This window comes from Paraburkholderia sp. LEh10 (genome assembly GCF_017814945.1).
Classification (GTDB): domain Bacteria; phylum Pseudomonadota; class Gammaproteobacteria; order Burkholderiales; family Burkholderiaceae; genus Paraburkholderia.
Genome location: NZ_JAGIPX010000027.1, coordinates 21,404 through 44,531 on the forward strand (window position 1 = coordinate 21,404; position 23,128 = coordinate 44,531).

The 23,128-nt window shown below is 61.9% G+C and carries 20 protein-coding genes and 1 tRNA gene; 12 read left to right on the forward strand and 9 right to left on the reverse strand.

Translation table 11 applies throughout. From position 1 onward, the window contains the following. Positions 1 to 61: 61 nt before the first annotated feature. Both J8I87_RS22375 and J8I87_RS22380 read right to left on the reverse strand, forming a co-directional pair. Positions 62 to 1,360 carry a c-type cytochrome gene (locus J8I87_RS22375; protein ID WP_209934093.1) on the reverse strand — a complete coding sequence of 433 codons (1,299 nt, stop codon included), beginning with the start codon at positions 1,358 to 1,360 and terminating at the stop codon, positions 62 to 64. A gap of 21 nt (positions 1,361 to 1,381) precedes the next feature. Next, positions 1,382 to 2,113, reverse strand: a complete 732-nt coding sequence (locus J8I87_RS22380; RefSeq protein WP_209934094.1) for a c-type cytochrome — start codon at positions 2,111 to 2,113, stop codon at positions 1,382 to 1,384. Positions 2,114 to 2,553: 440 nt separating this feature from the next. Here J8I87_RS22380 and copC point away from each other — a divergent pair, with 440 nt between their 5' ends. Together copC and J8I87_RS22390 are read left to right on the forward strand one after the other, a co-directional pair. Continuing rightward, the gene (gene copC, locus J8I87_RS22385) at positions 2,554 to 2,931 is read left to right on the forward strand and encodes a copper homeostasis periplasmic binding protein CopC (RefSeq protein WP_209934096.1); all 378 of its coding nucleotides are present in this window, start codon (positions 2,554 to 2,556) and stop codon (positions 2,929 to 2,931) included. Next, the gene (locus J8I87_RS22390) at positions 2,928 to 3,857 is read left to right on the forward strand and encodes a CopD family protein (RefSeq protein ID WP_209934097.1); all 930 of its coding nucleotides are present in this window, start codon (positions 2,928 to 2,930) and stop codon (positions 3,855 to 3,857) included. Before copC ends, J8I87_RS22390 begins: the two co-directional genes overlap by 4 nt. Before the next feature lie 50 nt (positions 3,858 to 3,907). Here J8I87_RS22390 and J8I87_RS22395 read toward each other — a convergent pair whose 3' ends face one another. Both J8I87_RS22395 and dgoD read right to left on the reverse strand, forming a co-directional pair. Next, positions 3,908 to 4,210, reverse strand: coding sequence for a hypothetical protein (locus J8I87_RS22395; RefSeq protein ID WP_209934098.1), 303 nt, complete (start codon positions 4,208 to 4,210; stop codon positions 3,908 to 3,910). Positions 4,211 to 4,494: 284 nt separating this feature from the next. After that, complete coding sequence (gene dgoD / locus J8I87_RS22400) at positions 4,495 to 5,643, reverse strand: galactonate dehydratase (RefSeq protein ID WP_209934099.1); 1,149 nt, start codon at positions 5,641 to 5,643, stop codon at positions 4,495 to 4,497. Positions 5,644 to 5,919: 276 nt separating this feature from the next. Here dgoD and J8I87_RS22405 point away from each other — a divergent pair, with 276 nt between their 5' ends. Continuing rightward, positions 5,920 to 6,597 carry a FadR/GntR family transcriptional regulator gene (locus J8I87_RS22405; protein ID WP_209934185.1) on the forward strand — a complete coding sequence of 226 codons (678 nt, stop codon included), beginning with the start codon at positions 5,920 to 5,922 and terminating at the stop codon, positions 6,595 to 6,597. A 23-nt stretch (positions 6,598 to 6,620) separates the two neighbouring features. Here J8I87_RS22405 and J8I87_RS22410 read toward each other — a convergent pair whose 3' ends face one another. Next, complete coding sequence (locus J8I87_RS22410; RefSeq protein WP_209934101.1) at positions 6,621 to 8,159, reverse strand: DHA2 family efflux MFS transporter permease subunit; 1,539 nt, start codon at positions 8,157 to 8,159, stop codon at positions 6,621 to 6,623. Between the two features lie 134 nt (positions 8,160 to 8,293). Between J8I87_RS22410 and J8I87_RS22415 the strand changes: the two genes are divergently transcribed. Then, positions 8,294 to 8,737: a MarR family winged helix-turn-helix transcriptional regulator gene (locus J8I87_RS22415; protein ID WP_209934102.1), complete on the forward strand. Its 444-nt coding sequence runs from the start codon at positions 8,294 to 8,296 to the stop codon at positions 8,735 to 8,737. A gap of 128 nt (positions 8,738 to 8,865) precedes the next feature. Here J8I87_RS22415 and J8I87_RS22420 read toward each other — a convergent pair. The 4 genes from J8I87_RS22420 to J8I87_RS22435 all read right to left on the reverse strand — a co-directional run bounded on the left by J8I87_RS22420 (position 8,866) and on the right by J8I87_RS22435 (position 13,249). Next, positions 8,866 to 8,942, reverse strand: a tRNA-Met gene (locus tag J8I87_RS22420). An 87-nt stretch (positions 8,943 to 9,029) separates the two neighbouring features. Next, positions 9,030 to 10,688, reverse strand: coding sequence for an MFS transporter (locus J8I87_RS22425; RefSeq protein WP_209934103.1), 1,659 nt, complete (start codon positions 10,686 to 10,688; stop codon positions 9,030 to 9,032). 227 nt (positions 10,689 to 10,915) lie between these two features. Then, positions 10,916 to 12,463 (reverse strand): sensor histidine kinase, encoded by a 1,548-nt coding sequence (locus tag J8I87_RS22430; protein ID WP_209934104.1) that lies wholly within the window; start codon positions 12,461 to 12,463, stop codon positions 10,916 to 10,918. A 9-nt stretch (positions 12,464 to 12,472) separates the two neighbouring features. Further along, positions 12,473 to 13,249 carry a response regulator transcription factor gene (locus J8I87_RS22435; protein WP_209934105.1) on the reverse strand — a complete coding sequence of 259 codons (777 nt, stop codon included), beginning with the start codon at positions 13,247 to 13,249 and terminating at the stop codon, positions 12,473 to 12,475. Between the two features lie 248 nt (positions 13,250 to 13,497). On the opposite strand from J8I87_RS22435, the gene recA reads away from it, so the two are divergent. The 8 genes from recA to ltrA all read left to right on the forward strand — a co-directional run bounded on the left by recA (position 13,498) and on the right by ltrA (position 23,117). Continuing rightward, the gene (gene recA / locus J8I87_RS22440) at positions 13,498 to 14,574 is read left to right on the forward strand and encodes a recombinase RecA (protein ID WP_209934106.1); all 1,077 of its coding nucleotides are present in this window, start codon (positions 13,498 to 13,500) and stop codon (positions 14,572 to 14,574) included. Positions 14,575 to 14,581: 7 nt separating this feature from the next. Beyond that, positions 14,582 to 15,388 carry a recombination regulator RecX gene (gene recX / locus J8I87_RS22445; protein ID WP_209934107.1) on the forward strand — a complete coding sequence of 269 codons (807 nt, stop codon included), beginning with the start codon at positions 14,582 to 14,584 and terminating at the stop codon, positions 15,386 to 15,388. A gap of 171 nt (positions 15,389 to 15,559) precedes the next feature. Then, positions 15,560 to 16,306, forward strand: a complete 747-nt coding sequence (locus J8I87_RS22450) for a DUF2889 domain-containing protein (RefSeq protein WP_209934109.1) — start codon at positions 15,560 to 15,562, stop codon at positions 16,304 to 16,306. A gap of 55 nt (positions 16,307 to 16,361) precedes the next feature. Next, positions 16,362 to 17,531 (forward strand): ADP-forming succinate--CoA ligase subunit beta, encoded by a 1,170-nt coding sequence (gene sucC, locus J8I87_RS22455; RefSeq protein ID WP_209934110.1) that lies wholly within the window; start codon positions 16,362 to 16,364, stop codon positions 17,529 to 17,531. Positions 17,532 to 17,647: 116 nt separating this feature from the next. Further along, on the forward strand, positions 17,648 to 18,529 hold the full coding sequence (sucD, locus tag J8I87_RS22460; RefSeq protein WP_209934111.1) for a succinate--CoA ligase subunit alpha: 882 nt from the start codon (positions 17,648 to 17,650) through the stop codon (positions 18,527 to 18,529). A 159-nt stretch (positions 18,530 to 18,688) separates the two neighbouring features. Next, complete coding sequence (locus J8I87_RS22465) at positions 18,689 to 19,414, forward strand: TerC family protein (RefSeq protein ID WP_209934112.1); 726 nt, start codon at positions 18,689 to 18,691, stop codon at positions 19,412 to 19,414. 166 nt (positions 19,415 to 19,580) lie between these two features. Beyond that, on the forward strand, positions 19,581 to 20,171 hold the full coding sequence (locus J8I87_RS22470; RefSeq protein ID WP_409518788.1) for a pilin: 591 nt from the start codon (positions 19,581 to 19,583) through the stop codon (positions 20,169 to 20,171). A gap of 1,239 nt (positions 20,172 to 21,410) precedes the next feature. Beyond that, the gene (gene ltrA / locus J8I87_RS22475) at positions 21,411 to 23,117 is read left to right on the forward strand and encodes a group II intron reverse transcriptase/maturase (RefSeq protein ID WP_209934114.1); all 1,707 of its coding nucleotides are present in this window, start codon (positions 21,411 to 21,413) and stop codon (positions 23,115 to 23,117) included. Positions 23,118 to 23,128: the final 11 nt, after the last annotated feature.

A 23,128-nucleotide genomic window follows, 5' to 3' on the forward strand; every position in this document is an offset into this window, starting at 1 on the left:
CAAAAAGCGAAGGGCGCGGCCGCGATAACCGCAGGCCGCGCCCTGAAACTTCAGACGACGCTTAGTCGAGCGGCGCCGAACGCAGATCGGACACTTGTTGCGGCGACACAGCCGTGCCGTGGTTGCCCCACGACTGGCGGATGTACGTCACAACGGCTGCCACTTCCTGATTCGACAGTGATTGAGCGAACGGGGGCATGCCGTACGGCTTCGGGTTGCCGCCCGTGCTCGGCGGATAACCGCCGTTCAGCACCATGCGGATCGGGTTGACGGCAGACGGCATCTGGATCGACTGGTTGTTCGCGAGCGGCGGGAAGTTAGGCGGCATGCCGAGACCGTTGTCCGCGTGGCACTTCGCGCAGCTGTCAGCGTAGATCTTCTGACCTTGCTTCAACAGTTCGGTGCCGAACTGTTGCGACGTTTCCAGTTGCAGATGCTCAGGCGCTTCTTCCTTCTGCGGGATCGTCTTCAGGTACGTCGCCATCGCGTGGATGTCTTCGTCCGTCATGTACTGCATGCTGTTGTGAACCACTTCAGCCATCGGACCGAACACTGCGCCGCGCTGCGACACGCCGTTCTTCAGCAGATCGGAAATGTCCTTGATTTCCCAGTCGCCGAGTCCGGCTTCCTTGTTCGACGTCAGCGAAGGAGCATACCAGTTCTGCAGCGGGATTAGACCGCCGGCGAAGGCCGCCGAGTTCACAGGGCCGCCCATCGCGTTGATCGATGTGTGGCACATGCCGCAGTGGCCGAGACCTTCGATCAGATAGGCGCCGCGGTTCCATTCCACCGACTTGGTCGGATCAGCCTTGTACTCGCCTTCGCGGAAGAACAGCGTGCGCCAGCCGATCAGCAGGTTACGGTTGTTGAACGGGAACTTGAGTTCATGCGGACGGCTCGGCACGGCGACGGGAGGAATCGAGCGCAGATACGCATAGATCGCGTCCGAGTCCGCGCGCGTGACCTTCGTATAGCTCGTGAACGGGAAGCCGGGGTACAGCAGACTGCCGTCCTTCGAGCGGCCCGTGTGCATCGCGCGATAGAAGTCGTCCTGCGTCCACTTGCCGATGCCGTATTGGTCGTCGGGCGTGATGTTCGGCGTGAACATCGTGCCGAACGGCGTCAGCATCGGCAGGCCGCCGGCGAATTCCTTGCCGCCGCGAACCGTGTGACACGCGATACAGTCGCCGGCGCGGGCGAGGTATTCGCCCTTCTTGATCAATGCAGCCTGATCTGCCGGCGTGGCTGCGACGGCGGTGCCGTTATGCAGATAGTCGCTGCCCGACCACAGGACGGGAACGAGCGCGGCAGCCGCGACCACGACGACAGCCGAAAGGGCGAACAAAGACTTGCGTTTCATTTGTTTGTCTCTCCCGGTGCCTTATTGCGGTTCGCTGCCGCAGGCAAGCGGAGTCTTCAACGATTTGGCAGGGGCCGGCACGGGGTTCTGCGGCGCCTGCTGCGTGGAAAGCCACGCGGCGACAGCATTCACGTCGGCGTCCGTCAGACGCGTGGCGATCGTGTGCATGCAGTCAGGCTCGATGGCGTGGCGCGAACCCGAACGCCATGCGCCCAGCTGTGCGCTCATGTAGTCCATATGCAGGCCGACCAAACCGGGGATAGCCGGTTCCATGCCCGTCAGCGTCTTGCCGTGGCAGGCTGCGCAAGCGGGAATCTGCCTGGATGCGTCGCCGTTCAGCACGATTTCCTTGCCACGCGCGAGCGTTGAATCGGAGACCGCGGGCTTGGACGGCGTCGGATACGGCGGTCGCTGCGCCGAGAAGTAAGCTGCGATGTCGTGAAGATAGTCGTCCGAGAGATACGTGACGAGGTAGTTCATCGGCGGATACTTGCGGCGACCTTCACGGAAATTCTTCAACTGGTTGAAGAGATATTCGGTCGGCTTGCCGGCAAGTCGCGGGAAGTAGTCGTTGTCCGTGCCTTGGCCTTTCGAGCCGTGACATGCCGTGCAGCCTTGCACGCGCGATTCCATCGTGTCCGGAGCTTTAGGCTGGGTTTGCGCTTTCGCAGCGCCAGATACGCCTGCGCACGCGATCAGCAGTAGGGCGAGCAACGGGCGGAAAATGCGTCTTGAAGACACGCGTAACTCCATGATTATCGGGGACCTTGCCGAACTTCGAACGGATCGGTGTGTGCAGCGCGATGGATGCTTCAGACGCTGCGCGGCGACGCAGCATTCTATCATCGATGGGTAATGGTGACTATTTGCCACACGCGACGTACTTCCCGCCTGATGCGCCCGAACGACACCGCCGATGCGACATGTTGACGCAATCGGCCGTCGTCGCGCATGGCACCGGTCGGCCTTGCAATCGACGGGTGGCCTGGCGGTAGCGCTTCCAGCTGATTTAAGATTGCGCATTTTGCATCGATGGAGGGTGTCCTTCGCGGTGACCGTGGATTCATGCGCGCATGCCGCCGCGCGTCGCGATGGATGATGCCAGTCACGGTTGAACTGACTCGACGTTCAGACATCGAAGCGTACTATCCCGACCTCCTTACGTTTTTCAGCGTTCCATTTTCATCGCCCTTATGACCTTCTTCCTGTCCTTGCGATCGCCACTTCGCTGGCTCGCGGCGTGCGGCGCATCACTTGCCGTCGCATCCAATGCCTTTGCTCATGCGAGTCCGACGTCGCGTGACCCCGCGCCGGACGCCGAGGTCGCGGCGCCTTCGGTGGTGACGATCCGCTTCAGCGAGCCGCTCGAGCCGGCGTTCAGCAAGATCGCGCTGGTCGACGAGGCGGGCAAGCGGGCGGCGTCGCTGGCATCCGTAGTCGATGCGCAAGACAGGAAGACCATGCATCTCGAACTGAAGCCACTCGCGCCGGGGCGCTACACGGTGCAGTGGACAGCCGTCGCCGATGACGGACACCGGACGAAGGGCGGTTACGCCTTCAACGTCAAATGAGAGTCGACGGATTGTGGATCGGGCAGGTCGCGATGGCCGCGCTCATGAACGTCGCGTTTGCGTTTGCCGTCGGTTCGGCGTTGCTCGGCGCGTGGCTCACGAACGACGCGCAGGCGAAGATCGCACCGGCGCGTCCCGCATGGTTGCGCGCGCAGCGGTCGATGCAGGCTTCGGCGATCGTGCTCGTGCTGGCGGACCTCGGCTGGCTCCTCTATCAGGCGGCCGAAATGGCGGGCGTCAGCCTGCCTGAAGCGTTCGGCATCGTGCCGACGATGCTGTCGCAGACGCATGTCGGTTTCGGCTGGAGCGTTGCGTTTGCGGGCGCGCTCGTGCTGGCGATCGTGTCGTTCGCGCGCCAGAGCAACGTATTGCGCAATGCGCTGCTGTGGCTCGCCGTGATCGCGATTGCGGGCGGCAAGGCTTCGCTGGGGCACGCGGCGGACGCGGGCGTCGCGTCGGCGGCAATCGGCATTCAAACGCTGCACGTGCTGACGACGGCCGTATGGGCCGGGCTCGTGCTCGCGGCGGGATTGTCGGTGCTGCCGGCGCTCGGCGCGTCGGTCGCGCGTGGCGTGCTGATCCGCACGGCGACGCAGCTGTCGAACGTGTCGCTCGTTGCTGTCGCGTTCGTTCTGCTGTCGGGCGTGTTCAACGCGGTGCGCGGCTCGGGCAACTCGTGGGCGGCATTCGAGAACAGCACGTGGGGTCACGTGCTGACGCTCAAGCTCGCGCTCGTTGCGCTCGCGCTGATGCTCGGCGGGCTCAATCGCTTTGCGGCATTGCCGAGATTGCGCCGCACCGCCTCGACGATGGATGCACACACGTTTGCCAACGTGCTGTACCTCGAAGCGCTCGCGATGCTCGGCATCTTCGCCGCGGCGGCGGTGCTGTCGCATAGCGTGCCGGCTTTCGCGGCGCTGGGTTGAGCGCGCTCGCGCCTATCGTCGCGGGCGAAGTCGATCGGCTGTTCGGGCGATCATTCGTAGCCGAGCTTGTGCGCGACGACGGGCGCGAAGACGAGCCCGATCGCGCAGCCCGCCACCTTGCCTTCGAGCTCCGCCGCTGCCGCATGGAAGCTCGTGATGTGCGTGAGGAGATCGAAGAGTTGCGGCAGGCAATAGAGAAACGCCGCCGCGACGAAACACTTCTCAACAGCCGAAATGCGCCAGCCGCGTGCGCACGCGAGCCTCGCGCCGATCACACGCGACACGCCGAACACGACGAGCGCTCCGATCGTTGCCTGTTCGCGGATCAGATAGTCGCGGAGAAATTCGCCCATCGCGTCCTCTGTTCGAATGGTGATGTGCGTGCCATTCAGCAAGGAGCAGGCCAGGCGCTGCGGCGCGCGTGACGGCGTTCACAACCTCTTGTTCCACAAGGGCTTGCGCCGTCAGCGCGAGCGGACCGCGCGATCCGGCAACGCGTCGAGCGTGGGGAGTGTTACGTTTCTGAAACGCCGCGCGGGTGGGACGTCGCAGAGCCGGTGATGTAACCGGTTGTCAGATGACAAACGCCGCCCGAAGGCGGCGCCGGATGTTTCATTCCTGATATTGGTCCTCTTGCTTACCACTCGGCGACGCTGCCGTCCGCGTGACGCCATACCGGGTTGCGCCAGCGATGTCCGATCTTCGCCATCTCGCGCACCTTTTCTTCATTCACTTCGATGCCGAGACCCGGCCCTTGCGGAATCGACACGAAGCCGTCTTCGTACTTGAAGACTTCCGGATTCTTGATGTAGTCGAGCAGATCGTTGCCCTGGTTGTAGTGAATGCCCAGGCTCTGTTCCTGGATGAACGCGTTATAGCTGACAGCGTCGATCTGCAAACACGTGGCAAGCGCAATCGGGCCGAGCGGACAGTGCAGTGCGAGCGCCACGTCGTACGCTTCCGCCATCGACGCAATCTTGCGGCACTCGGTAATGCCGCCCGCATGCGATGCGTCCGGCTGGATGATGTCGACATAGCCGCCCGCGAGAATGTGCTTGAAGTCCCAGCGTGAGTACAGACGCTCGCCGAGCGCGATGGGCGTGCTCGTCTGGTTGACGATGTCGCGCAGCGCCTCGACGTTCTCCGACAGCACGGGCTCTTCGATGAACATCAGCTTGAACGGATCGAGCTCCTTCGCGAGCACCTTCGCCATCGGCTTGTGGACGCGGCCGTGGAAGTCCACGCCGATGCCGACATTCGGTCCCACTGCTTCGCGCACGGCGGCGACGTTGTTGATGACGCCTTGCACCTTGTCGAACGTATCGATGATCTGCAGTTCTTCTGAGCCGTTCATCTTGACGGCCTTGAAGCCGCGCTCGACGACGGCGCGCGCGTTGTTCGCGACGTCGCTCGGACGGTCGCCGCCGATCCACGAATACACCTTGATGCGATCGCGCACCTGGCCGCCGAGCAGCGTGTGCACGGGCACGCCATGGAACTTGCCCTTGATGTCCCACAGCGCCTGATCGACGCCCGCGATCGCGCTCATCGAGATCGGGCCGCCGCGATAGAAGCCCGCGCGGTACATGACCTGCCAGTGGTCCTCGATATTGCGCGGATCTTTGCCGAGCAGATAGTCGGAAAGCTCGTCGACGGCAGCGGCGACGGTATGCGCTCGGCCTTCGACGACGGGCTCGCCCCAGCCGACGATGCCCTCGTCGGTTTCGATCTTCACGAAACACCAGCGCGGCGGAACGATGAATGTTTCGATTCTGGTGATCTTCATGGGGCGTCTCCTTTGCTTGCTAATGCCGATTGCGGTTGAGGCCGCGTCGTCTCACTTCCTGGATAGCGACGGCGCGGCAGTTGAGGACGCACATGCTACCGCAAAATCGCTTTAAAGTACTATTAATAGTATTATTTGGCGAAAGGTTTTACCGCGCGACGCTTGGGCTCGCGGCCGCGATGGCCGATAATCGCGGGCGTTTCTCGCCCCCTGTGAGGCGAGCCGAGCCACGCCCCAACATTGATCCCGTCCACCACCCGCTTCAGGAGAAACGACATTCAGCGAGATCTGCACGGCCGCGTCGCCCATTTGCTCGGAACAGCCATACTGCGCGGCGACTATGCGCCCGAATCGGTCCTGCCGCGCGAAGCGGAGTTGATGGAGACGTTCGGTGTGAGCCGCACGGTGCTTCGCGAAGCGTTGCGCACGTTGACATCGAAAGGGCTGATCGAATCGCGGCCGCGCGTCGGCACACGCGTGCGCCCGCGGCCCGCGTGGAACCTGCTGGATGCCGATGTGCTCGACTGGTATTCGCGGGTTGCGCCCGCGATGGATTTCGCGCTGAAGCTGCAGGAGATGCGCGAGATGATCGAGCCGTATGCGGCTGCGCTGGCCGCGGCGTCGTACGGCGACGAGGCGTTCGGCGCGCTCGATGCCGCGCATCGCGCGATGGTCGCGGCGCGCAATGTCGACGAATGGGTGCGGGCCGACCTGCAATTTCATCTGAGCGTGCTCGCCGCTTGCAGCAACGAACTGCTGATACCGCTCGGCACCTTGATCGAGCGCACGCTCGAAGCGCAATTGCGTCTGAACGCGAAACGCGCCGACGTGTTCAACGCGTCGCTGGCCGAGCATACGGCCGTATTCGAAGCGATCCGCGATCGCGACGCGCCGCGCGCGCGGCACGCGATGGCGTCGCTGCTTGGCGTGACGCGCGGGCGGATCGAAGGCTGAGGCCGGGTGGGCCTTGCGCGGCGTCAGTCCATGCCCGCATGCGCGACGGATTCGTCGGGTGCCTTGCGCGATGGATGGATCAATAGCACGAGGGGAATGACGGCCAGCGTCGCGACGAACATCAGCTTGAAGTCGTTCAGATACGCGATCATCGCAGCCTGCTGCGTGATCGATAGATCGAGCACGGCGACGTCGACGCGCGAGCCTGCGGCGAGCATCGGCTGAACGACCGGGTTGAACGCCGTCACGTTCGCAGCGAGATCCGAATGCGCGACCTGCGTGTTGCGCGTGAGCAGCGTCTGCACGATCGAAATGCCGATACTGCTGCCGATGTTGCGCATCAGGCTGTAGGTCGCGGTGCCGTCGGCGCGCAACGCGGGCGTGAGCGTCGAGAACGTCAGCGCGCTGAGCGGCACGAATACCAGACCCAGGCCGAAGCCCTGGATCACGCCGGGCCATACGATGTCCGATGCCGACAGCACGATCGTGTATTGCATCATCTGCCAGAGCGCGAGCGCCGACACGATGAAGCCGGTGAGCAGCATCAGCCGCGCGTCGATGTGCTTGAGCAGGCGGCCCGCGAACAGCATCGCGATCATCGTGCCGGCGCCGCTCGGCGCCGTCACGAGGCCCGTCGTCGCAACGGGGTAGTTCATCAGGTTCTGCAGCATCGGCGGCAGCAGCGCGCGCGTCGCGTACATCACCGCGCCGATGATGAAGATGAAGAACGTGCCCGTCGCGAAGTTGCGGTCTTTCAGCAACTCGTACTTGAAAAACGACGACTTGCCGACGGTCGCCGTATGCGCGACGAAGAACGCGAAGCTGATCGACGCGATCAGCGCTTCGATCACGATTTCGTGCGAGCCGAACCAGTCGAGTTGCTCGCCGCGATCGAGCATCGCCTGCAATGCGCCGATCGCGAGGCCGAGCGTCGTGAAGCCGAAGGCGTCGAACTTCGCGTCATGCTTGCGTTCGCGCGACGGCAGAAACGTCAGCACGCCAAAGAGCGCGAACGCGCCGATCGGCACGTTGATGAAAAAGACCCAGCGCCAGTTGTAGCTATCCGTGAGCCAACCGCCGAGCGTCGGACCCAGAATCGGCCCGACCATCACGCCCATGCCCCAGACGGCCATCGCCTGGCCCTGCTTTTCGCGGGGGTTGATGTCGAGCAGGAGCGATTGCGAGAGCGGCACGAGCGACGCGCCGAAGATGCCTTGCAAGAGGCGCGACGCGACGATCTGCGTCAGCGTCTCGGACAGCCCGCACAGCGCCGACGCGACCGTGAAGCCGCCGATCGCGAACATCAGCAGGCGCTTGACGCTCAGCCGGTCGGACAGCCAGCCGGTGAGAGGCGTCGCGATCGCGGCGGCCACGATGTACGACGTGAGCACCCACGTGATTTCATCCTGCGACGCCGACAGGCTGCCTTGCATGTGCGGCAGCGCGACGTTGGCGATGGTGCTGTCGAGGGTCTGCATCAGCGTCGCGAGCATGATCGCGATCGTGATCATCGGACGGTTCAGCTCGGCGGCGGGCTTTGCCGCCGGGAAATCAGAGGCCATGAAGCGGGAACTGGAATAGTAAGCATGCTCATTGTATAGACGGTTTCTTTTGATGAAAACGCTGAGTTTCCAGGAGTGGTTGTACGCTGCGCGTTTCGGGCGGATGCAGCGGCGCCTCTTCGTATAATCGCGCGATGAAAACCCAATTTGACGAGCGCTTCGGCTTTCTTGTTTCCGATGTCGGCCGGCTGGTCGGCAAGCGGTTCGACGACCTTGCGCGGCTGTCGGTCGATCTCACGCGCGCGCAGTGCCGCGCGCTGGCGTACCTGTCGTACTACGGCGACATCAACCAGGCGCGGCTTGCCGATTTGCTGGAAGTCGCGCCGATTTCGGCTGGACGCCTGCTGGACCGGATGGAGGAAGGTGGGTGGATCGAGCGGGTGAACAATCCGCGCGACCGGCGCGAGAATCAGATCCGACTGACTGAAAAGGCCGAACGGTCGCTCGACGACGCGAAGAAGGTTGGCGATCAGATCGCCGCCGAAGGCCTGAGCGGATTGAGTGAAGAGGAGACGAAGCAACTGATCACGTTGCTGCAGAAGGTGCGGGCGAATCTGACGAAGATCGTGGAGCGGTGAGAGGCGCGCGTGAGGGCATGAGGGTGTTGGTTGCGCGGTCTTCGACTCGTGAAGCGGCTCACCACGGACGGCCCGTCGCGGGAAATGAAAAAGCCGCTGCTTCGTGAGAAGCAGCGGCTTTTTGCATTTGGTGGCGAATCAGGGACTCGAACCCCGGACCTGCGGATTATGATTCCGTCGCTCTAACCGACTGAGCTAATTCGCCGAAAGAAGCGAAATTATGAAGATGCCGGAGGGGGCTGTCAACCCCCACGCAGCAACTTTTTTGAACTCCCCGTCAGCCAAGCGATGTTCAGTCTTGTGCGTAGATGTTGGAGTCCTTCGTCTCCTGCACGAAAAGCATGCCGATCACAAACGTTCCGAGCGCGATGATGATCGGATACCACAGTCCCGAGTAGATGTTGCCCTTTGCCGCGACGATTGCGAATGCCGTCGCCGGCAGGAAGCCGCCGAACCAGCCATTGCCGATGTGATATGGCAGCGACATCGACGTGTAGCGGATGCGCGTCGGGAACATCTCGACCAGCATCGCGGCAATCGGCCCGTAGACCATCGTCACGTAGATCACGAGGATCGTCAGGATCACGACCGTCATTGGCCAGTTGATCTGCGCCGGATCGGCCTTCGGCGGATAGCCGGCCGTTTTCAGCGCCGTGCCGAGGGTCTTGTCGAATGTCTTGCCTGCTTCCTTGGCGTCGGCGGCCTTGCCGTCATAGGTGTCGATGGTCGTGTCGCCGACCTTGATCTGCGCCATCGTGCCAGCAGGCGCCGCAACGTTGTCATAGTTCAGGCCGGCTTTCGACAGCGCGCTCTTCGCGATATCGCACGAGCTCGTGAACTTGGCCGTGCCGACCGGGTTGAACTGGAACGAGCAGTCGTCCGGATTCGCGATCACGACGATAGGCGCCTTCTGCGTCGCGGCTTCGAGCGCTGGGTTTGCGTAATGCGTCAGCGCCTTGAACAGCGGAAAGTACGTGAGCGCCGCGATCAGGCAGCCCAACAAGATGATCGGCTTGCGGCCGATGCGGTCGGACAGCGAACCGAAGAACAGGAAGAACGGCGTGCCGATCAGCAGTGCGATCGCGATCAGAATGTTCGCGCTTGCGCCGTCGACTTTCAGCGTTTGCGTCAGGAAAAAGAGCGCGTAGAACTGGCCCGTGTACCAGACAACCGCTTGACCGGCCGTTACGCCGATCAGAGCAAGGATGACGATCTTCAGATTCTTCCACTGGCCGAAGGCTTCCGACAGCGGCGCTTTCGACGTCTTTCCTTCCGCCTTGATCCGCTCGAACGCGGGCGACTCGTGCAGTTGCAGGCGGATCCACACTGAAATGCCGAGCAGAACCAGCGAAGCAATGAACGGAATGCGCCAGCCCCAGGTGCCGAACGCGTCTTCGCCCATCGCCGTGCGCACGCCGAGAATCACGAGCAGCGACAGGAACAGGCCGAGCGTCGCCGTCGTCTGGATCCATGCCGTGTAGAAGCCGCGACGGTTGGCGGGTGCGTGCTCCGCCACGTAGGTCGCGGCGCCGCCGTACTCGCCGCCGAGGGCGAGGCCCTGCAGCAGACGCATCGCGATGAAGATCACTGGCGATGCAAAGCCGATCGCCGCGTAACCGGGCAGAAAGCCGACGACGCAGGTCGACAGACCCATGATGACGATCGTGATCAGGAACGTGTATTTGCGGCCGACCATGTCGCCGAGCCGTCCGAACACCAGCGCGCCGAACGGACGCACCGCGAAACCGGCAGCGAAGCCGAGGAGCGTGAAGATGAAAGCGGCCGTCGGATTGACGCCTGAGAAAAAGCTCTTGCTGATAAAGGCCGCGAGCGAGCCGGCCAGGTAAAAGTCGTACCACTCGAAAACCGTGCCTAGCGACGACGCGAAGATCACCCGTTTCTCTTCTTTCGTCATCGGCGCGTGCGAGACTTGCCCGCTTACGGTAGCCATATGTCGTCTCCAATATTGATATCAGTCGCGGTTAGCCTGGTCAGGCCTTGCCGTGTAGCGATTATTGGAGCGGAAACTTACGGCGTTCTGACTCGCAACGCGTCCTTTCTGCATCCTTCTGAAGGGCCTAACGTCTGTTAACGCCAATGAACGTTCAGCTAATTGTCTCTAAGTTGAGTCTAAATGGTCTAACTGGGTTGCTGATCGAAACGGGCAAGCCTGACGGACTAGGGTAAGTCCCGTGCACGATCCATCATCCGTAAGCTGACACGAACGAGCGTCCCGGCGAGGCGCGGCGACGTCTGATACACATTGTCTTCGATGGTGAGCGTGCCGCCGTGCATCGTCGCGATTTCCCGGACGATCGCGAGGCCCAGTCCGCTGCCGTCTTCCTCGCGCCCGAGAATCCGATAGAAGCGCTCGACGACTCGTTCGCGCTCGGCAGCCGGAATGCCCATTCCCGTGTCTTCCACCTCGAGATGCGCCATCCGGGCAGCATCGTCGCGCCGTACACGCACAGTGATGCGTCCGCCAGCGGGCGTGTAGCGGATCGCGTTGTCGATCAGGTTCGACAGCATCTCGCGCAACATCACGGGATTGCCTTCGACTTCGATCGCTTCCTGCGGCGCTTGCGGGCCTTCGTAGCCGAGATCCATCTGTTTCGCGAGCGCGGCCTGGACCCAGTCGCGTACGGCGCTACGGGCGAGACCGCCGATTTCGACGGGCGTGAAGATCTGCCCGGACATGCGGTTCTCCGCGCGCGCCAGTGCGAGCAGTTGCGTGACGAGCCGCGCCGCGTGCTCGGAACTCGTCGCGATCTGTTCGAGCGAGCGATGGACTTCCACGGACGCATCCTGCCGCAGCGCCAGTTCAGCCTGTGTGCGCAAGCCCGCGAGCGGCGTCTTCATTTGATGCGCGGCGTCGGCGATAAAGCGCTTTTGCAATTCCATGTTCTGTTCGAGGCGTGTCAGCAGATCGTTGAACGACGTGACGAGCGGTTCGATTTCCGGCGGCGCGCGGCGAGCCTCGAGCGGCGACAGGTCATCGGGGCGCCGCGCGCGGATATGCGCCTGCAGCGCGTGCAGCGGCGCGAGACCGCGCGACAGCCCGAACCACACGAGCAGGATCGCGAGCGGCAGGATCACGAACTGCGGCAGGATCACGCCTTTGATAATGTCGTTGGCGAGCGCGCTGCGTTTGTCGAGCGTCTCGGCCACCTGCACCAGCACGGGCTGCGCGCCTGACGTCTGCGGAAACTCGACGGTCGTGTACGCAACGCGGATGTCGTTGCCGCGCACCATGTCGTCGCGAAACTCGACGATGCCTGGCTGCGGCCGGTCCTCTTCGCGTGGCAGCGGCATGTCGCGATCGCCCGCGACCAGTTCGCCGCGCGTGCCGAGCACCTGATAGAACACGCTGTCGACATTGTCGGCGCGCAGGAAATCGCGCGTCGACTCGGGCAGCGTCAGTTCGGCGACGCCGTTGACGGGGTGAATCTGCCGCGCGAGCACGTAGGCGTCGGTTTCCAGCGCCCGATCGAACGGTCCGTTCGCAATCGACTTTGCGACCAGATACGTGACGGCAAGGCTCATCGGCCACAACAGCAGCAACGGCGCGAGCATCCAGTCGAGGATTTCGCCGAACAGCGAGCGTGGACGCGCCTCCGCCGCCGCCTCGGGTTCGTCGGGCGGTGCGAACGGGTTCGCATAGCGCGCGTCGCGGACTTCGTCGATATCCGCCGCGTGCGCCGTGGCGCGTGGTGCGCGGACGGACATGAAGCGCCTTTACTTGAAGTAGTGGCTTGCGGGCATCGTCGTGGACGCGGATGGCTCGGACGGTCCGGGCGTGGGCGTCTGCTCGTTTGCCGGTTGAGTCTGCTGCGCCGACGGTGTTGCAGCGGCCTTCTCGAGACAGTAACCCAGCCCGCGTACCGTGATGATGCGCACGCCGCTCGGTTCGATCTTCTTGCGCAGCCGGTGCACGTAGACCTCGATCGCGTTGTTGCTGACTTCCTCGCCCCATTCGCACAGGTGATCGACGAGCTGTTCCTTCGAAACCAGCCGCCCGATCCGTTGCAACAGGACTTCGAGCAATCCTAGCTCACGCGCCGACAGATCGATAACCTGCTCATTGGCGTAGGCAATTCGACCAACCTGATCGAACGACAGCGATCCATGCTTGACGACAGTCGGGCCGCCGCCCGCGCCGCGCCGCGTCAACGCGCGCACGCGCGCTTCGAGTTCATTGAGCGCGAAGGGCTTGGCCATATAGTCGTCGGCGCCGAGGTCGAGCCCCTTGACGCGTTCATCGACGCTGTCGGCCGCCGTCAGAATCAGCACGGGCAGATTCGAATTGCGCGCGCGCAGCCGCCGCAGCACTTCGAGGCCGGACATTTTTGGCAGGCCGAGATCAAGGATCAAGAGGTCGAAAGTCTGCATCGACAGCGCGGTATCTGCTTCCGCCCCCGTCTTCACATGGTCAACGGCGTATGCCGATTGGCGGAGTGATCGAACGAGACCGTCCGCGAGTATGCTGTCGTCTTCGGCAATGAGAATTCGCATGATGCGCCCTGCCCGGCCGGCACCGGGGCGCTCCGGCGCACAGCGTCTCCGAAAAATTTTGTTGGTAGCGGGTATTGTCCGATTGCACACGTGGACGTCCACATGTGTGATTCGGGCTTGCCAAAACTACTGTTTTTTTATACAGTGTCTGCGTTTAGCGTGCTGGCGGCTGGAACCACGTTCAAAACGTGGTCTGAATGGCCGGCACACCTGCCTCAGACGCCGTTCATCATAGCAAAGGACGATTCATGGAAGAAAGCAAGAAAGGCTCGGCTGGACTGACTGCGGAAAAGAGCAAGGCACTTGCTGCCGCGCTTGCGCAGATCGAAAAGCAGTTCGGCAAAGGGTCGGTCATGCGGCTCGGCCAGGGTGAGGCAGTCGAAGATATCCAGGTGGTCTCGACGGGATCGCTGGGCCTCGACATCGCGCTGGGCGTCGGTGGTCTGCCGCGTGGCCGTGTGGTGGAAATCTACGGGCCGGAATCGTCGGGTAAGACCACGCTGACGCTGCAGGTCGTCGCCGAAATGCAGAAGCTCGGCGGCACGGCAGCGTTCATCGACGCGGAACACGCGCTCGACATCCAGTATGCGCAAAAGCTCGGCGTGAACGTCAGCGACCTGCTGGTTTCACAGCCGGATACAGGCGAACAGGCGCTCGAAATCGCAGACGCGCTGGTGCGTTCGGGTTCGATCGACATGATCGTGATCGACTCGGTCGCGGCGCTCGTGCCGAAGGCCGAAATCGAAGGCGAAATGGGCGACTCGCTGCCGGGCCTGCAAGCGCGTCTGATGTCGCAGGCACTGCGAAAGCTGACGGGCACAATCAAGCGCACAAACTGTCTCGTCATCTTCATCAACCAGATTCGCATGAAGATTGGCGTGATGTTCGGCAACCCGGAAACCACCACGGGCGGTAACGCGCTGAAGTTCTATGCGTCGGTGCGTCTGGACATTCGCCGTATCGGTTCGATCAAGAAGAACGACGAAGTGATCGGCAATGAAACGCGCGTGAAGGTCGTGAAGAACAAGGTATCGCCGCCGTTCCGCGAAGCCATCTTCGACATTCTGTATGGCGAAGGCATCTCGCGTCAGGGCGAAGTCATCGATCTCGGCGTGCAGGCTAAGATCGTCGACAAGGCGGGCGCCTGGTACAGCTACAACGGCGAACGTATCGGGCAGGGCAAGGACAATGCGCGTGAATTCCTGCGCGAGAATCCCGAGATCGCGCTCGAGATCGAAAACCGCATCCGCGAATCGCTCGGTGTGAATGCGATGCCGGCGGGCACCGCGGTGAGCGCGGACGAGGAAGTGGGCGAAGAGGAGTAATCGTCACGTGATACGCAAGGGCCACCCTGTCTCCCCGACCACGGACGCAGGTCGCGACGCCGGTGGCCCTCGCACCTGTGACGGCGATTTACTCGAATCGTCGTCACGTTCATCTCAAGCGTCATTTGACACATCATCCGAAGCACGGCCGCGTTCTGCGGTTTCGTCCTTCTCCCACGGCTCGTCATCAGACGACCTCGACCCGTTCGAATCGTTCGATGCCCATGATCGTGCCGCCGCACGCGGCCCGTCTTCGCGTGACCGCTCAAATGCAGATAGCAGCGAAGCAACCTATACACGATCGCGTCGCGCGCCAGGCGAAGGCCAACCTACAGACAATACAAGCCGTGCATCGCAACGTCCCGCGCGTTCGCTGAAGGGCCGCGCGCTCGGCTACCTCTCGCGTCGCGAGTACAGCCGCGCGGAGTTGTCACGCAAGCTCGCACCGTATGTGGAAGAGGGCGATTCAATCGAAGCGTTGCTGGACTCGCTCGAAAGGGAAGGCTGGTTGTCCGATTCCCGCTTCGCGGAAAGCCTGATCCACCGGCGCGCGCCGCGCATGGGCGCGGGCCGCATCGTCAGCGAACTCAAGCGTCATTCCGTCGGGCAGGCGTTGGTCGAAGAAGTCAGCGCGCAATTGCGCGAGACGGAACTGGCGCGCGCTCAAGCTGTGTGGCGCAAGAAGTTCGGGCAATTGCCCGAGACGCCTAATGAGCGCGCGAAGCAGGCGCGCTTCCTTGCCACGCGTGGTTTTTCGCAGGCAATCATCGGGAAGATTCTCAGAGGTATCGACGAGGATTGGCCGTCGGAATAGGACGCGGAGTTCAGTCTTGTCGAGACTCGCGCGCCGCGCGAACCGCCCCCGCGAGAAAGCTTGGTCCGGGCCGTCCCAGCCCGCCGGATCAAGCCACAGCCGGCTTCGGCCTGTCTCAAATACCCGGTATGCTAAAATTCAACGGTTCTTCAATCCGGCCTTTGTTCTCGCATGCCGCTCTCTCCGCCAGTGTCCCGACAGTTGCGCCACCGCCGCGCAATCCAAGCGGACGCATACGAGCGCGAAGATGGCTTGTGGGATATCGAGGCGTGCCTCACCGACGAAAAGCCACGTGATGTGACACTTGCGTCGGGTGTCCGGCCGAACGGCCTGCCGATCCATGAACTCTGGCTCCGCATCACGATCGATCGCAAGCTCAATGTCGTCGACGCTGAAGCGTCGTCCGACTGGGTGCCGTATCCCGGTCTGTGTGAAGCCTCCAATCCCGCCTACCGTGCCCTTATCGGGCTCAATCTGTTCCGCAATTTCCGTCGCGATGCCGCCCGTTTGCTGGCCGGCACGGCGGGCTGCACGCATCTCACCGAGTTGTGTGCGATTCTGCCGACTGCCGCCATCCAGGCGTTCGCGGGCGACGTGTGGAACACGGAAAAAGGCAGGCCGGGAGGCGAGGAGCGCGCGGGTTCGATCAATGGGACAGCGGACGGCGCGCAGGACACCGAAGGCGGCAACGGACAAGACGCCCAAGACAACGCTTCGAGCGAGCAAGCAAGCCAACACGCAAGCGAGCAATCAAACGACAAACCGCCATTCCAGCTGGGCCGTTGCCATGCGCTGCGGTTCGATGGCGAGGCGGTGCGACAGTTTTATCCGCGCTGGTACGGCCACGCGCCGCGTTCAGCGGATCGCGCGGATGCCGCACCCAACGGACAGGCCGTGAATACGGCGCGTCCCGAGTAAGCGGTCCAGCCGGAAGCGAAGTTCAATCCAACTCTCAGACTGAAGGGAATCACGCATGAAGATTCACGAGTACCAGGGTAAGGAAATCCTGCGGAAATTCGGAGTCGCGGTACCGCGCGGCAAGCCGGTCTTCTCGGTGGAAGATGCCGTCAAGGCGGCTGAAGAGCTGGGCGGCCCGGTGTGGGTCGTCAAGGCGCAGATCCACGCGGGTGGCCGTGGCAAGGGCGGCGGCGTGAAGGTCGCGAAGTCGCTGGATCAGGTGCGCGAGTACGCGAACCAGATTCTCGGCATGCAGCTCGTCACGCACCAGACCGGCCCGGAAGGCCAGAAGGTGAACCGTCTGCTGATCGAAGAAGGCGCTGACATCAAGAAGGAACTGTATGTCGGCCTCGTGATCGATCGCGTGTCGCAAAAGGTCGTCGTAATGGCCTCGAGCGAAGGCGGCATGGACATCGAAGAAGTCGCTGAGAAGAATCCGGAAGCGATCCACAAGGTCGCAGTCGATCCGTCCAAGGGTCTGCAGGATTCCGAAGCCGACGATCTCGCGAAGAAGATCGGCGTGCCCGACGCATCGATCCCGCAAGCGCGCGCGATCCTGCAAGGCCTGTACAAGGCTTTCTGGGAAACGGACGCATCGCTGGCCGAAATCAACCCGCTGATCCTGACGGGCGAAGGCAAGGTGATCGCGCTGGACGCCAAGTTCAACTTCGATTCGAACGCACTGTTCCGTCATCCGGAAATCGTCGCTTATCGTGACCTGGACGAAGAAGATCCGGCTGAAGTCGAAGCATCGAAGTTCGACCTCGCGTACATCTCGCTCGACGGCAACATCGGCTGTCTGGTGAACGGCGCCGGTCTGGCAATGGCGACGATGGACACGATCAAGCTGTTCGGCGGCGAGCCGGCAAACTTCCTCGACGTCGGCGGCGGTGCGACGACCGAGAAGGTCACGGAAGCATTCAAGCTGATGCTGAAGAACCCGAACCTGACGGCGATTCTCGTCAACATCTTCGGCGGCATCATGCGTTGCGACGTGATCGCGGAAGGCGTGATCGCGGCTTCGAAGGCGGTCGATCTGCAAGTGCCGCTCGTCGTGCGCATGAAGGGCACGAACGAAGACCTCGGCAAGAAGATGCTCGCCGACTCCGGCCTGCCGATCATTTCGGCAGACAGCATGGAAGAAGCTGCGCAGAAGGTCGTCGCGGCTGCCGCAGGCAAGGCCTGATCGCCCCGGCGCTTATCACCGGATTACGAATGGCGGCGTGCGAGCGACGCGGGCAAGGAGCTATTTGCCGCGCGAAACGCCAATGAGCACGCCACCAAACGAACAGAGGTCAATACATGTCGATTCTGATCAACAAAGACACCAAGGTCATCACGCAGGGCATCACCGGCAAGACCGGTCAGTTCCACACGCGCGCATGCCGCGAATACGCAAACGGCCGTGAAGCATTCGTCGCGGGCGTGAATCCGAAGAAGGCCGGCGAAGACTTCGAAGGCATTCCGATCTACGCGAGCGTCAAGGAAGCGAAGGCAGAAACGGGCGCGACCGTCTCGGTCATCTACGTGCCGCCCGCAGGCGCTGCTGCTGCGATCTGGGAAGCCGTCGAAGCCGATCTCGATCTCGCGATCTGCATCACGGAAGGCATTCCCGTTCGCGACATGATCGAAGTGAAGGACCGCATGCGCCGCGAAGGCCGCAAGACGCTGCTGCTCGGACCGAACTGCCCGGGCACGATCACGCCGGACGAACTGAAGATCGGCATCATGCCGGGCCACATCCACAAGAAGGGCCGCATCGGCGTCGTGTCGCGTTCGGGCACGCTGACGTATGAAGCAGTCGGCCAGTTGACGGCGCTGGGCCTTGGCCAGTCATCGGCAGTCGGTATCGGCGGCGATCCGATCAACGGTCTGAAGCACATCGACGTGATGAAGATGTTCAACGACGATCCGGATACGGATGCCGTGATCATGATCGGTGAAATCGGCGGCCCGGACGAGGCGAACGCTGCGTACTGGATCAAGGAAAACATGAAGAAGCCCGTGGTCGGCTTCATCGCCGGCGTCACGGCGCCTCCGGGCAAGCGCATGGGCCACGCTGGCGCGCTGATCTCGGGCGGTGCGGATACCGCCGACGCGAAGCTGGAAATCATGGACGCCTGCGGTATCAAGGTCACGAAGAACCCGTCGGAAATGGCCCGCCTGCTGAAGTCGGTGCTGTAAGACGAGTAGCGAAAGCACAAGAAACGCCGGCCTCTGCCGGCGTTTTTTGATACGCTTACGAAATTCTTTCGTAAGACGCAATTCAAAGCGAGGGAGCGAGCGATTGCTGCCTCGCTTTTTTGTTGCCGTTCGCTTTCGCTACCTTCTATCCTGCTTTCCATGCTCGAATTCCTGACCACGCTCCATTGGGGTGCCGTCTTCCAGATCATCGTCATCGACATCCTGCTGGGTGGCGACAACGCTGTCGTGATCGCGCTCGCGTGCCGCAATCTGCCTCCCGAGCAGCGCACGAAGGGCGTGCTGTGGGGTACGCTGGGCGCGATCGTCCTGCGCGTGGCGCTGATCGCGTTCGCCGTCGCGCTGCTCGACGTGCCGCTGCTCAAGTTCGCGGGCGGCCTGCTGCTGCTGTGGATCGGCGTGCGCCTGCTGGCGCCCGCGCCTGACGCACACGCGAACGTCAAGCCCGCCGACAAGCTGATGGCGGCAATCAAGACGATCGTCGTCGCCGACGCCGTGATGAGCCTCGACAACGTGATCGCGATCGCGGGCGCGGCCGAAGCCGCGGAGCCGCATCACCGCATTGCGCTCGTCGTGTTCGGGCTGATCGTGAGCATTCCGTTGATCGTGTGGGGCAGTCAGCTCGTCCTCAAGCTGCTGGATCGTTACCCGATCGTCGTCACGTTCGGCGGCGCGCTGCTTGGCTGGATTGCCGGCGGCCTCATCGTCAACGACCCTGCGGGCGACCGTTGGCCGATTCTCAATACGCCTGTCGCCGAGTACGGGATGAGCATCGGTTGCGCGCTTTTCGTCGTGATCCTGGGTTACGCGATGAAGCGACGCAATGCGAACCGAATGGCAGGCAACACGCCGCCCCGGGCGCATTGACGTCGTTCACTTTACGGGTGTATTCCTGCACGCGCCATTAGCCATTCGGCCGACTGCCGGCGCAATTCGCAGCTCGTTACGATCGAAGCGCCTGTCCTGATTCCCGGGGCAGGCGCTTTCGTTTTCGAGGAGTCTGCTGATGATCGCTACTGTTGCTGTTGTTTCGATGTCCGCGCAAGGTATCTGCACGCGTACCTTCCGTCCCAAGCGTCGATGGTCCGCCGCGCTTGCCCGTCTGGGGCGTTTCTGGGGCTTTACGCTGATCGAGTTGATGATCGTGCTGGCGATCGTCGGCGTTATCGCCGCGTATGCCATTCCCGCCTATCAGGACTATCTTGCGCGCAGCCGGGTCGGCGAGGGCATGTCGCTTGCGGCCGCCGCGCAATTGACGGTTGGCGAAAACGCCGGTAGCGGTAACGCGTTCGGCAGCGGTTATGCGTCGCCGCCCGCCACGCGCAACGTGAAGTCGATTCACATCGACGACGACACCGGCCAGATCACTGTCGCGTTCACGGCGCGCGTGGCCGACGACGGCACGAATACGCTCGTGTTCGTACCGTCCGCACCCGACAACGCCGATATGCCGACAGCGCGCATCGCGCTTGCGAAGGGCTCGGTGCAGAAGGGGACCATCACGTGGGAATGCTTCGCGGGCGGGAAGGCCGCGTCGGCGCTGCCGGCGCCGGGCGCCGGGCCCTTGCCCGTCGATGCGCCGACGCTGCCGTCCAATCTTGCTCCGCCTGAATGCCGCAGCTGATCGAACGCGGATGATGCGTGGCAAGAGTCGGGCATGAATTGAACATGTGGCAATGCCGTGGCAAAAGCTTCCGTGCCACGGCTTCATTTCGGGTTATTTCAGTCCCGTCGGCGCACAGTGTAAGGATTTTTTTGTATAGTGCGCCGGTTGGTGCGACACGCACGCTCGTGTCCGTATGCCCTACGTTACGGGGCATCGACTAGAGGGTTATTGAAACGGTCTTGGCCGAGTCACCATGCCCTCCGCAGGCGGCCCCCTTGTGGGCTGCAATTGAAGCAGTAGACGTGCTCCTTGTGAGCACGCTTTTTTAGTGAAAGCGGGACCCGGAGCAGTTGGCCGGATACCGCATTGCATTGACCTGATTACCGTCAGGTCCCGCCCAGTCAGCGGCTTCATTCCAGCCGACAGGGCGGGGTGATGTGTGCAATTCCTGCGCCAGTAGGCAACGGGGTCGCTAGACGATACGAGCGAAAGCTCGGTGTGTCATTGTTTTGCCTCGCCTGATGTCTGGGCGAGGAAGTGAACCTGCTGTACGACCAGCAGTAGCCTAGGAAGACATGCGTCACTGGCAACGGTGGGGTGTGAAGCTCTTCTGACAATGTAGCCCCCGGACGTTTCGGGCAGATTGGTTCCGTGAGGGACGGTCTGGAGACTCCCAGCAGCAAGGGGGTTGAGGAGCTAGGCTGGCTGATAAGGTTAACGTAAGTGAACTGCTGATAAACCTCGTAAGCACTGAGGAGCCAAAGCTGCTTGAACATTGGGCTCTAACCAAAAGGTACGTGGCTGGTTAATCCGCTCAACCGTCGGATTACGTCGTCACTCAGCCACCGGGGAAGAGGCAGAACCTACGTCAGTCGTGTGACATGCCGGGAACGTGGTAAGCCTGTATGGTTGCCAGCGCGGTCAGGCTGGCAGGCGAACCGCAAGGGACGCTGTTGATTGTGCAGGTATGGGAGGACGGAAAAAGCGAAGGTCGGGCTGTAATGGTCCGGATAGGGGTTGGAACATCACTCCACGCGAAAGCGGGCAGACTTCCGTCTGGTCTACCGTCGCAAGACGGCTGACTACCCTCTGTAACTTGGTTAGATGCGGGCGCATGCGCCCGTACTGTGGTCTTTGTCCGAGATATGAGTGCATGCGCTCATATTGAGGTTTCTGTTGTTCCCCAGCGGGGTGTGTCTTCCCCGCTGGGGAAGATGCGCCTTCTGCCGGGGATCTAATCCAAGGTAGGAGAGCAGCATGAAAGTATCTGGTCGAAAGACCGGATCTGCGCTTTCCCACGCGCCTGACAACTGGCACGCCGTAGATTGGCGTCGGGTTGAACAGAACGTGCGAGGGATGCAGATTCGAATTGCGAAGGCGACGCGGGAAGGCGACTGGCGCAGGGTGAAAGCCCTGCAACGGATGCTGACCCGCACGTTGTCCGCAAAGCTGTATGCGGTGCGACGTGTTACGCAGAACCAGGGTGCGCGAACGGCTGGAGTCGATCGCGAGCTATGGGATTCGCCTGAGAGCCGATGGGAAGCCGTCGGCAGGTTGAAGCGGCACGGATATAAGGCTCTGCCATTACGGAGGGTCTTTATCCCCAAGGCCAATGGGAAGGAGCGCCCTCTGGGCATTCCGACCATGCGTGATAGGGCGATGCAAGCCCTGTATCTGCTGGCCTTGGAGCCGGTAGCAGAGTCGACGAGTGACCCGAACTCTTATGGGTTCAGGCTTAACCGTTCGACGGCTGATGCCATGTCTCAGATTTTCGTTGTCATGGCCCGTCGCAGATCAGCGCGATGGGTACTTGAAGCGGACATCAAAGGATGCTTTGACCAAATCAACCACAAGTGGTTGGAAAGCAATGTCCCGATGGACAGGGTGATCCTCCGCAAATGGTTGAAAGCTGGCCTGATTTACAAAGGGCAGTTGCAGGCGACGATGGCCGGTACGCCGCAGGGAGGCATCATTTCCCCGACGCTGGCAAACGTGACGTTGAACGGGCTGGAACGTGAACTGATTGCGCAGCTCACTGCGAAATTTGGAATCGGGAAGGCGAAGAAGCTGAAAGTGAATGTGGTGCGATACGCGGACGACTTCGTCATTACCGGCGACTCGAAAGAGATGCTGGAACGCGAAGTCAGGCCTTGGGTAGAAGCCTTCCTCGAAGTGCGGGGATTGCAACTATCGGAGGAGAAGACCCGGATCGTTCATATTGACGAAGGCTTTGATTTCCTTGGGTGGAACTTCCGGAAGTACTCGGGAACGCTACTCATCAAGCCAAGCAAGAAGAACGTGCAGACGTTCTATCGCAAGGTGGCGGATACGATCAGCGGTCATAAGGCGGTCAAGCAGGAGGAGTTAATTCGCCTGCTCAATCCGATACTACGGGGCTGGGCGCAGTATCACTGCCCTGTAGTGGCCAAGCAGGCGTACAGCCGCATGGAGTCTTTGGTGTTTCAGCGGCTCTGGCGGTGGTCCAAGCGGCGGCATCCGAACAAGAATGCCGACTGGGTGAGGCGGAAGTACTTTCACTCCGTTGGTAATCGGCATTGGGTGTTCGCTGCTCCTGTCATTCGCGAGGACGGTAGTAAGGGTCTGCTTGAGTTGTACCAAATCAGCGGTACGGAAATCAGGCGCCACAAGAAGGTCAAGGGGGAATTCAATCCCTTTGATCTCGTGTGGGAGCAATACGGCGAGCATCTGCGGCAGGAGCGTATGTGGGATTCGATGCGCTATCGAAAGCAATGGGCTTCGCTGTACATGTCACAGAGCGGGCGGTGTGCACACTGTGGCTGTGCCCTGACGGACGAGACGGGCTGGCACGACCATCATCTGGAGTATCGGATGTATGGCGGTTCAGACGCTCTATCGAACAGGGTATTGCTTCACCCGGACTGCCACCGGCAAGTGCACGTTGGTAAACTTGTCGTAGCTAAGCCGGCCCCGTTGCAGCACTAACGGGGCTTCGT

Excerpts from the sequence above, each read along its gene's own strand:
- J8I87_RS22375 (WP_209934093.1), bottom strand. The coding sequence starts at position 1,360 with ATGAAACGCAAGTCTTTGTTCGCCCTTTCGGCTGTCGTCGTGGTCGCG.
- J8I87_RS22380 (WP_209934094.1), bottom strand. The coding sequence starts at position 2,113 with ATGGAGTTACGCGTGTCTTCAAGACGCATTTTCCGCCCGTTGCTCGCC.
- copC (WP_209934096.1), top strand. The coding sequence starts at position 2,554 with ATGACCTTCTTCCTGTCCTTGCGATCGCCACTTCGCTGGCTCGCGGCG.
- J8I87_RS22390 (WP_209934097.1), top strand. The coding sequence starts at position 2,928 with ATGAGAGTCGACGGATTGTGGATCGGGCAGGTCGCGATGGCCGCGCTC.
- J8I87_RS22395 (WP_209934098.1), bottom strand. The coding sequence starts at position 4,210 with ATGGGCGAATTTCTCCGCGACTATCTGATCCGCGAACAGGCAACGATC.
- dgoD (WP_209934099.1), bottom strand. The coding sequence starts at position 5,643 with ATGAAGATCACCAGAATCGAAACATTCATCGTTCCGCCGCGCTGGTGT.
- J8I87_RS22410 (WP_209934101.1), bottom strand. The coding sequence starts at position 8,159 with ATGGCCTCTGATTTCCCGGCGGCAAAGCCCGCCGCCGAGCTGAACCGT.
- J8I87_RS22415 (WP_209934102.1), top strand. The coding sequence starts at position 8,294 with ATGAAAACCCAATTTGACGAGCGCTTCGGCTTTCTTGTTTCCGATGTC.
- J8I87_RS22425 (WP_209934103.1), bottom strand. The coding sequence starts at position 10,688 with ATGGCTACCGTAAGCGGGCAAGTCTCGCACGCGCCGATGACGAAAGAA.
- J8I87_RS22430 (WP_209934104.1), bottom strand. The coding sequence starts at position 12,463 with ATGTCCGTCCGCGCACCACGCGCCACGGCGCACGCGGCGGATATCGAC.
- J8I87_RS22435 (WP_209934105.1), bottom strand. The coding sequence starts at position 13,249 with ATGCGAATTCTCATTGCCGAAGACGACAGCATACTCGCGGACGGTCTC.
- recA (WP_209934106.1), top strand. The coding sequence starts at position 13,498 with ATGGAAGAAAGCAAGAAAGGCTCGGCTGGACTGACTGCGGAAAAGAGC.
- J8I87_RS22450 (WP_209934109.1), top strand. The coding sequence starts at position 15,560 with ATGCCGCTCTCTCCGCCAGTGTCCCGACAGTTGCGCCACCGCCGCGCA.
- sucC (WP_209934110.1), top strand. The coding sequence starts at position 16,362 with ATGAAGATTCACGAGTACCAGGGTAAGGAAATCCTGCGGAAATTCGGA.
- sucD (WP_209934111.1), top strand. The coding sequence starts at position 17,648 with ATGTCGATTCTGATCAACAAAGACACCAAGGTCATCACGCAGGGCATC.
- J8I87_RS22465 (WP_209934112.1), top strand. The coding sequence starts at position 18,689 with ATGCTCGAATTCCTGACCACGCTCCATTGGGGTGCCGTCTTCCAGATC.
- J8I87_RS22470 (WP_409518788.1), top strand. The coding sequence starts at position 19,581 with ATGTCCGCGCAAGGTATCTGCACGCGTACCTTCCGTCCCAAGCGTCGA.
- ltrA (WP_209934114.1), top strand. The coding sequence starts at position 21,411 with ATGAAAGTATCTGGTCGAAAGACCGGATCTGCGCTTTCCCACGCGCCT.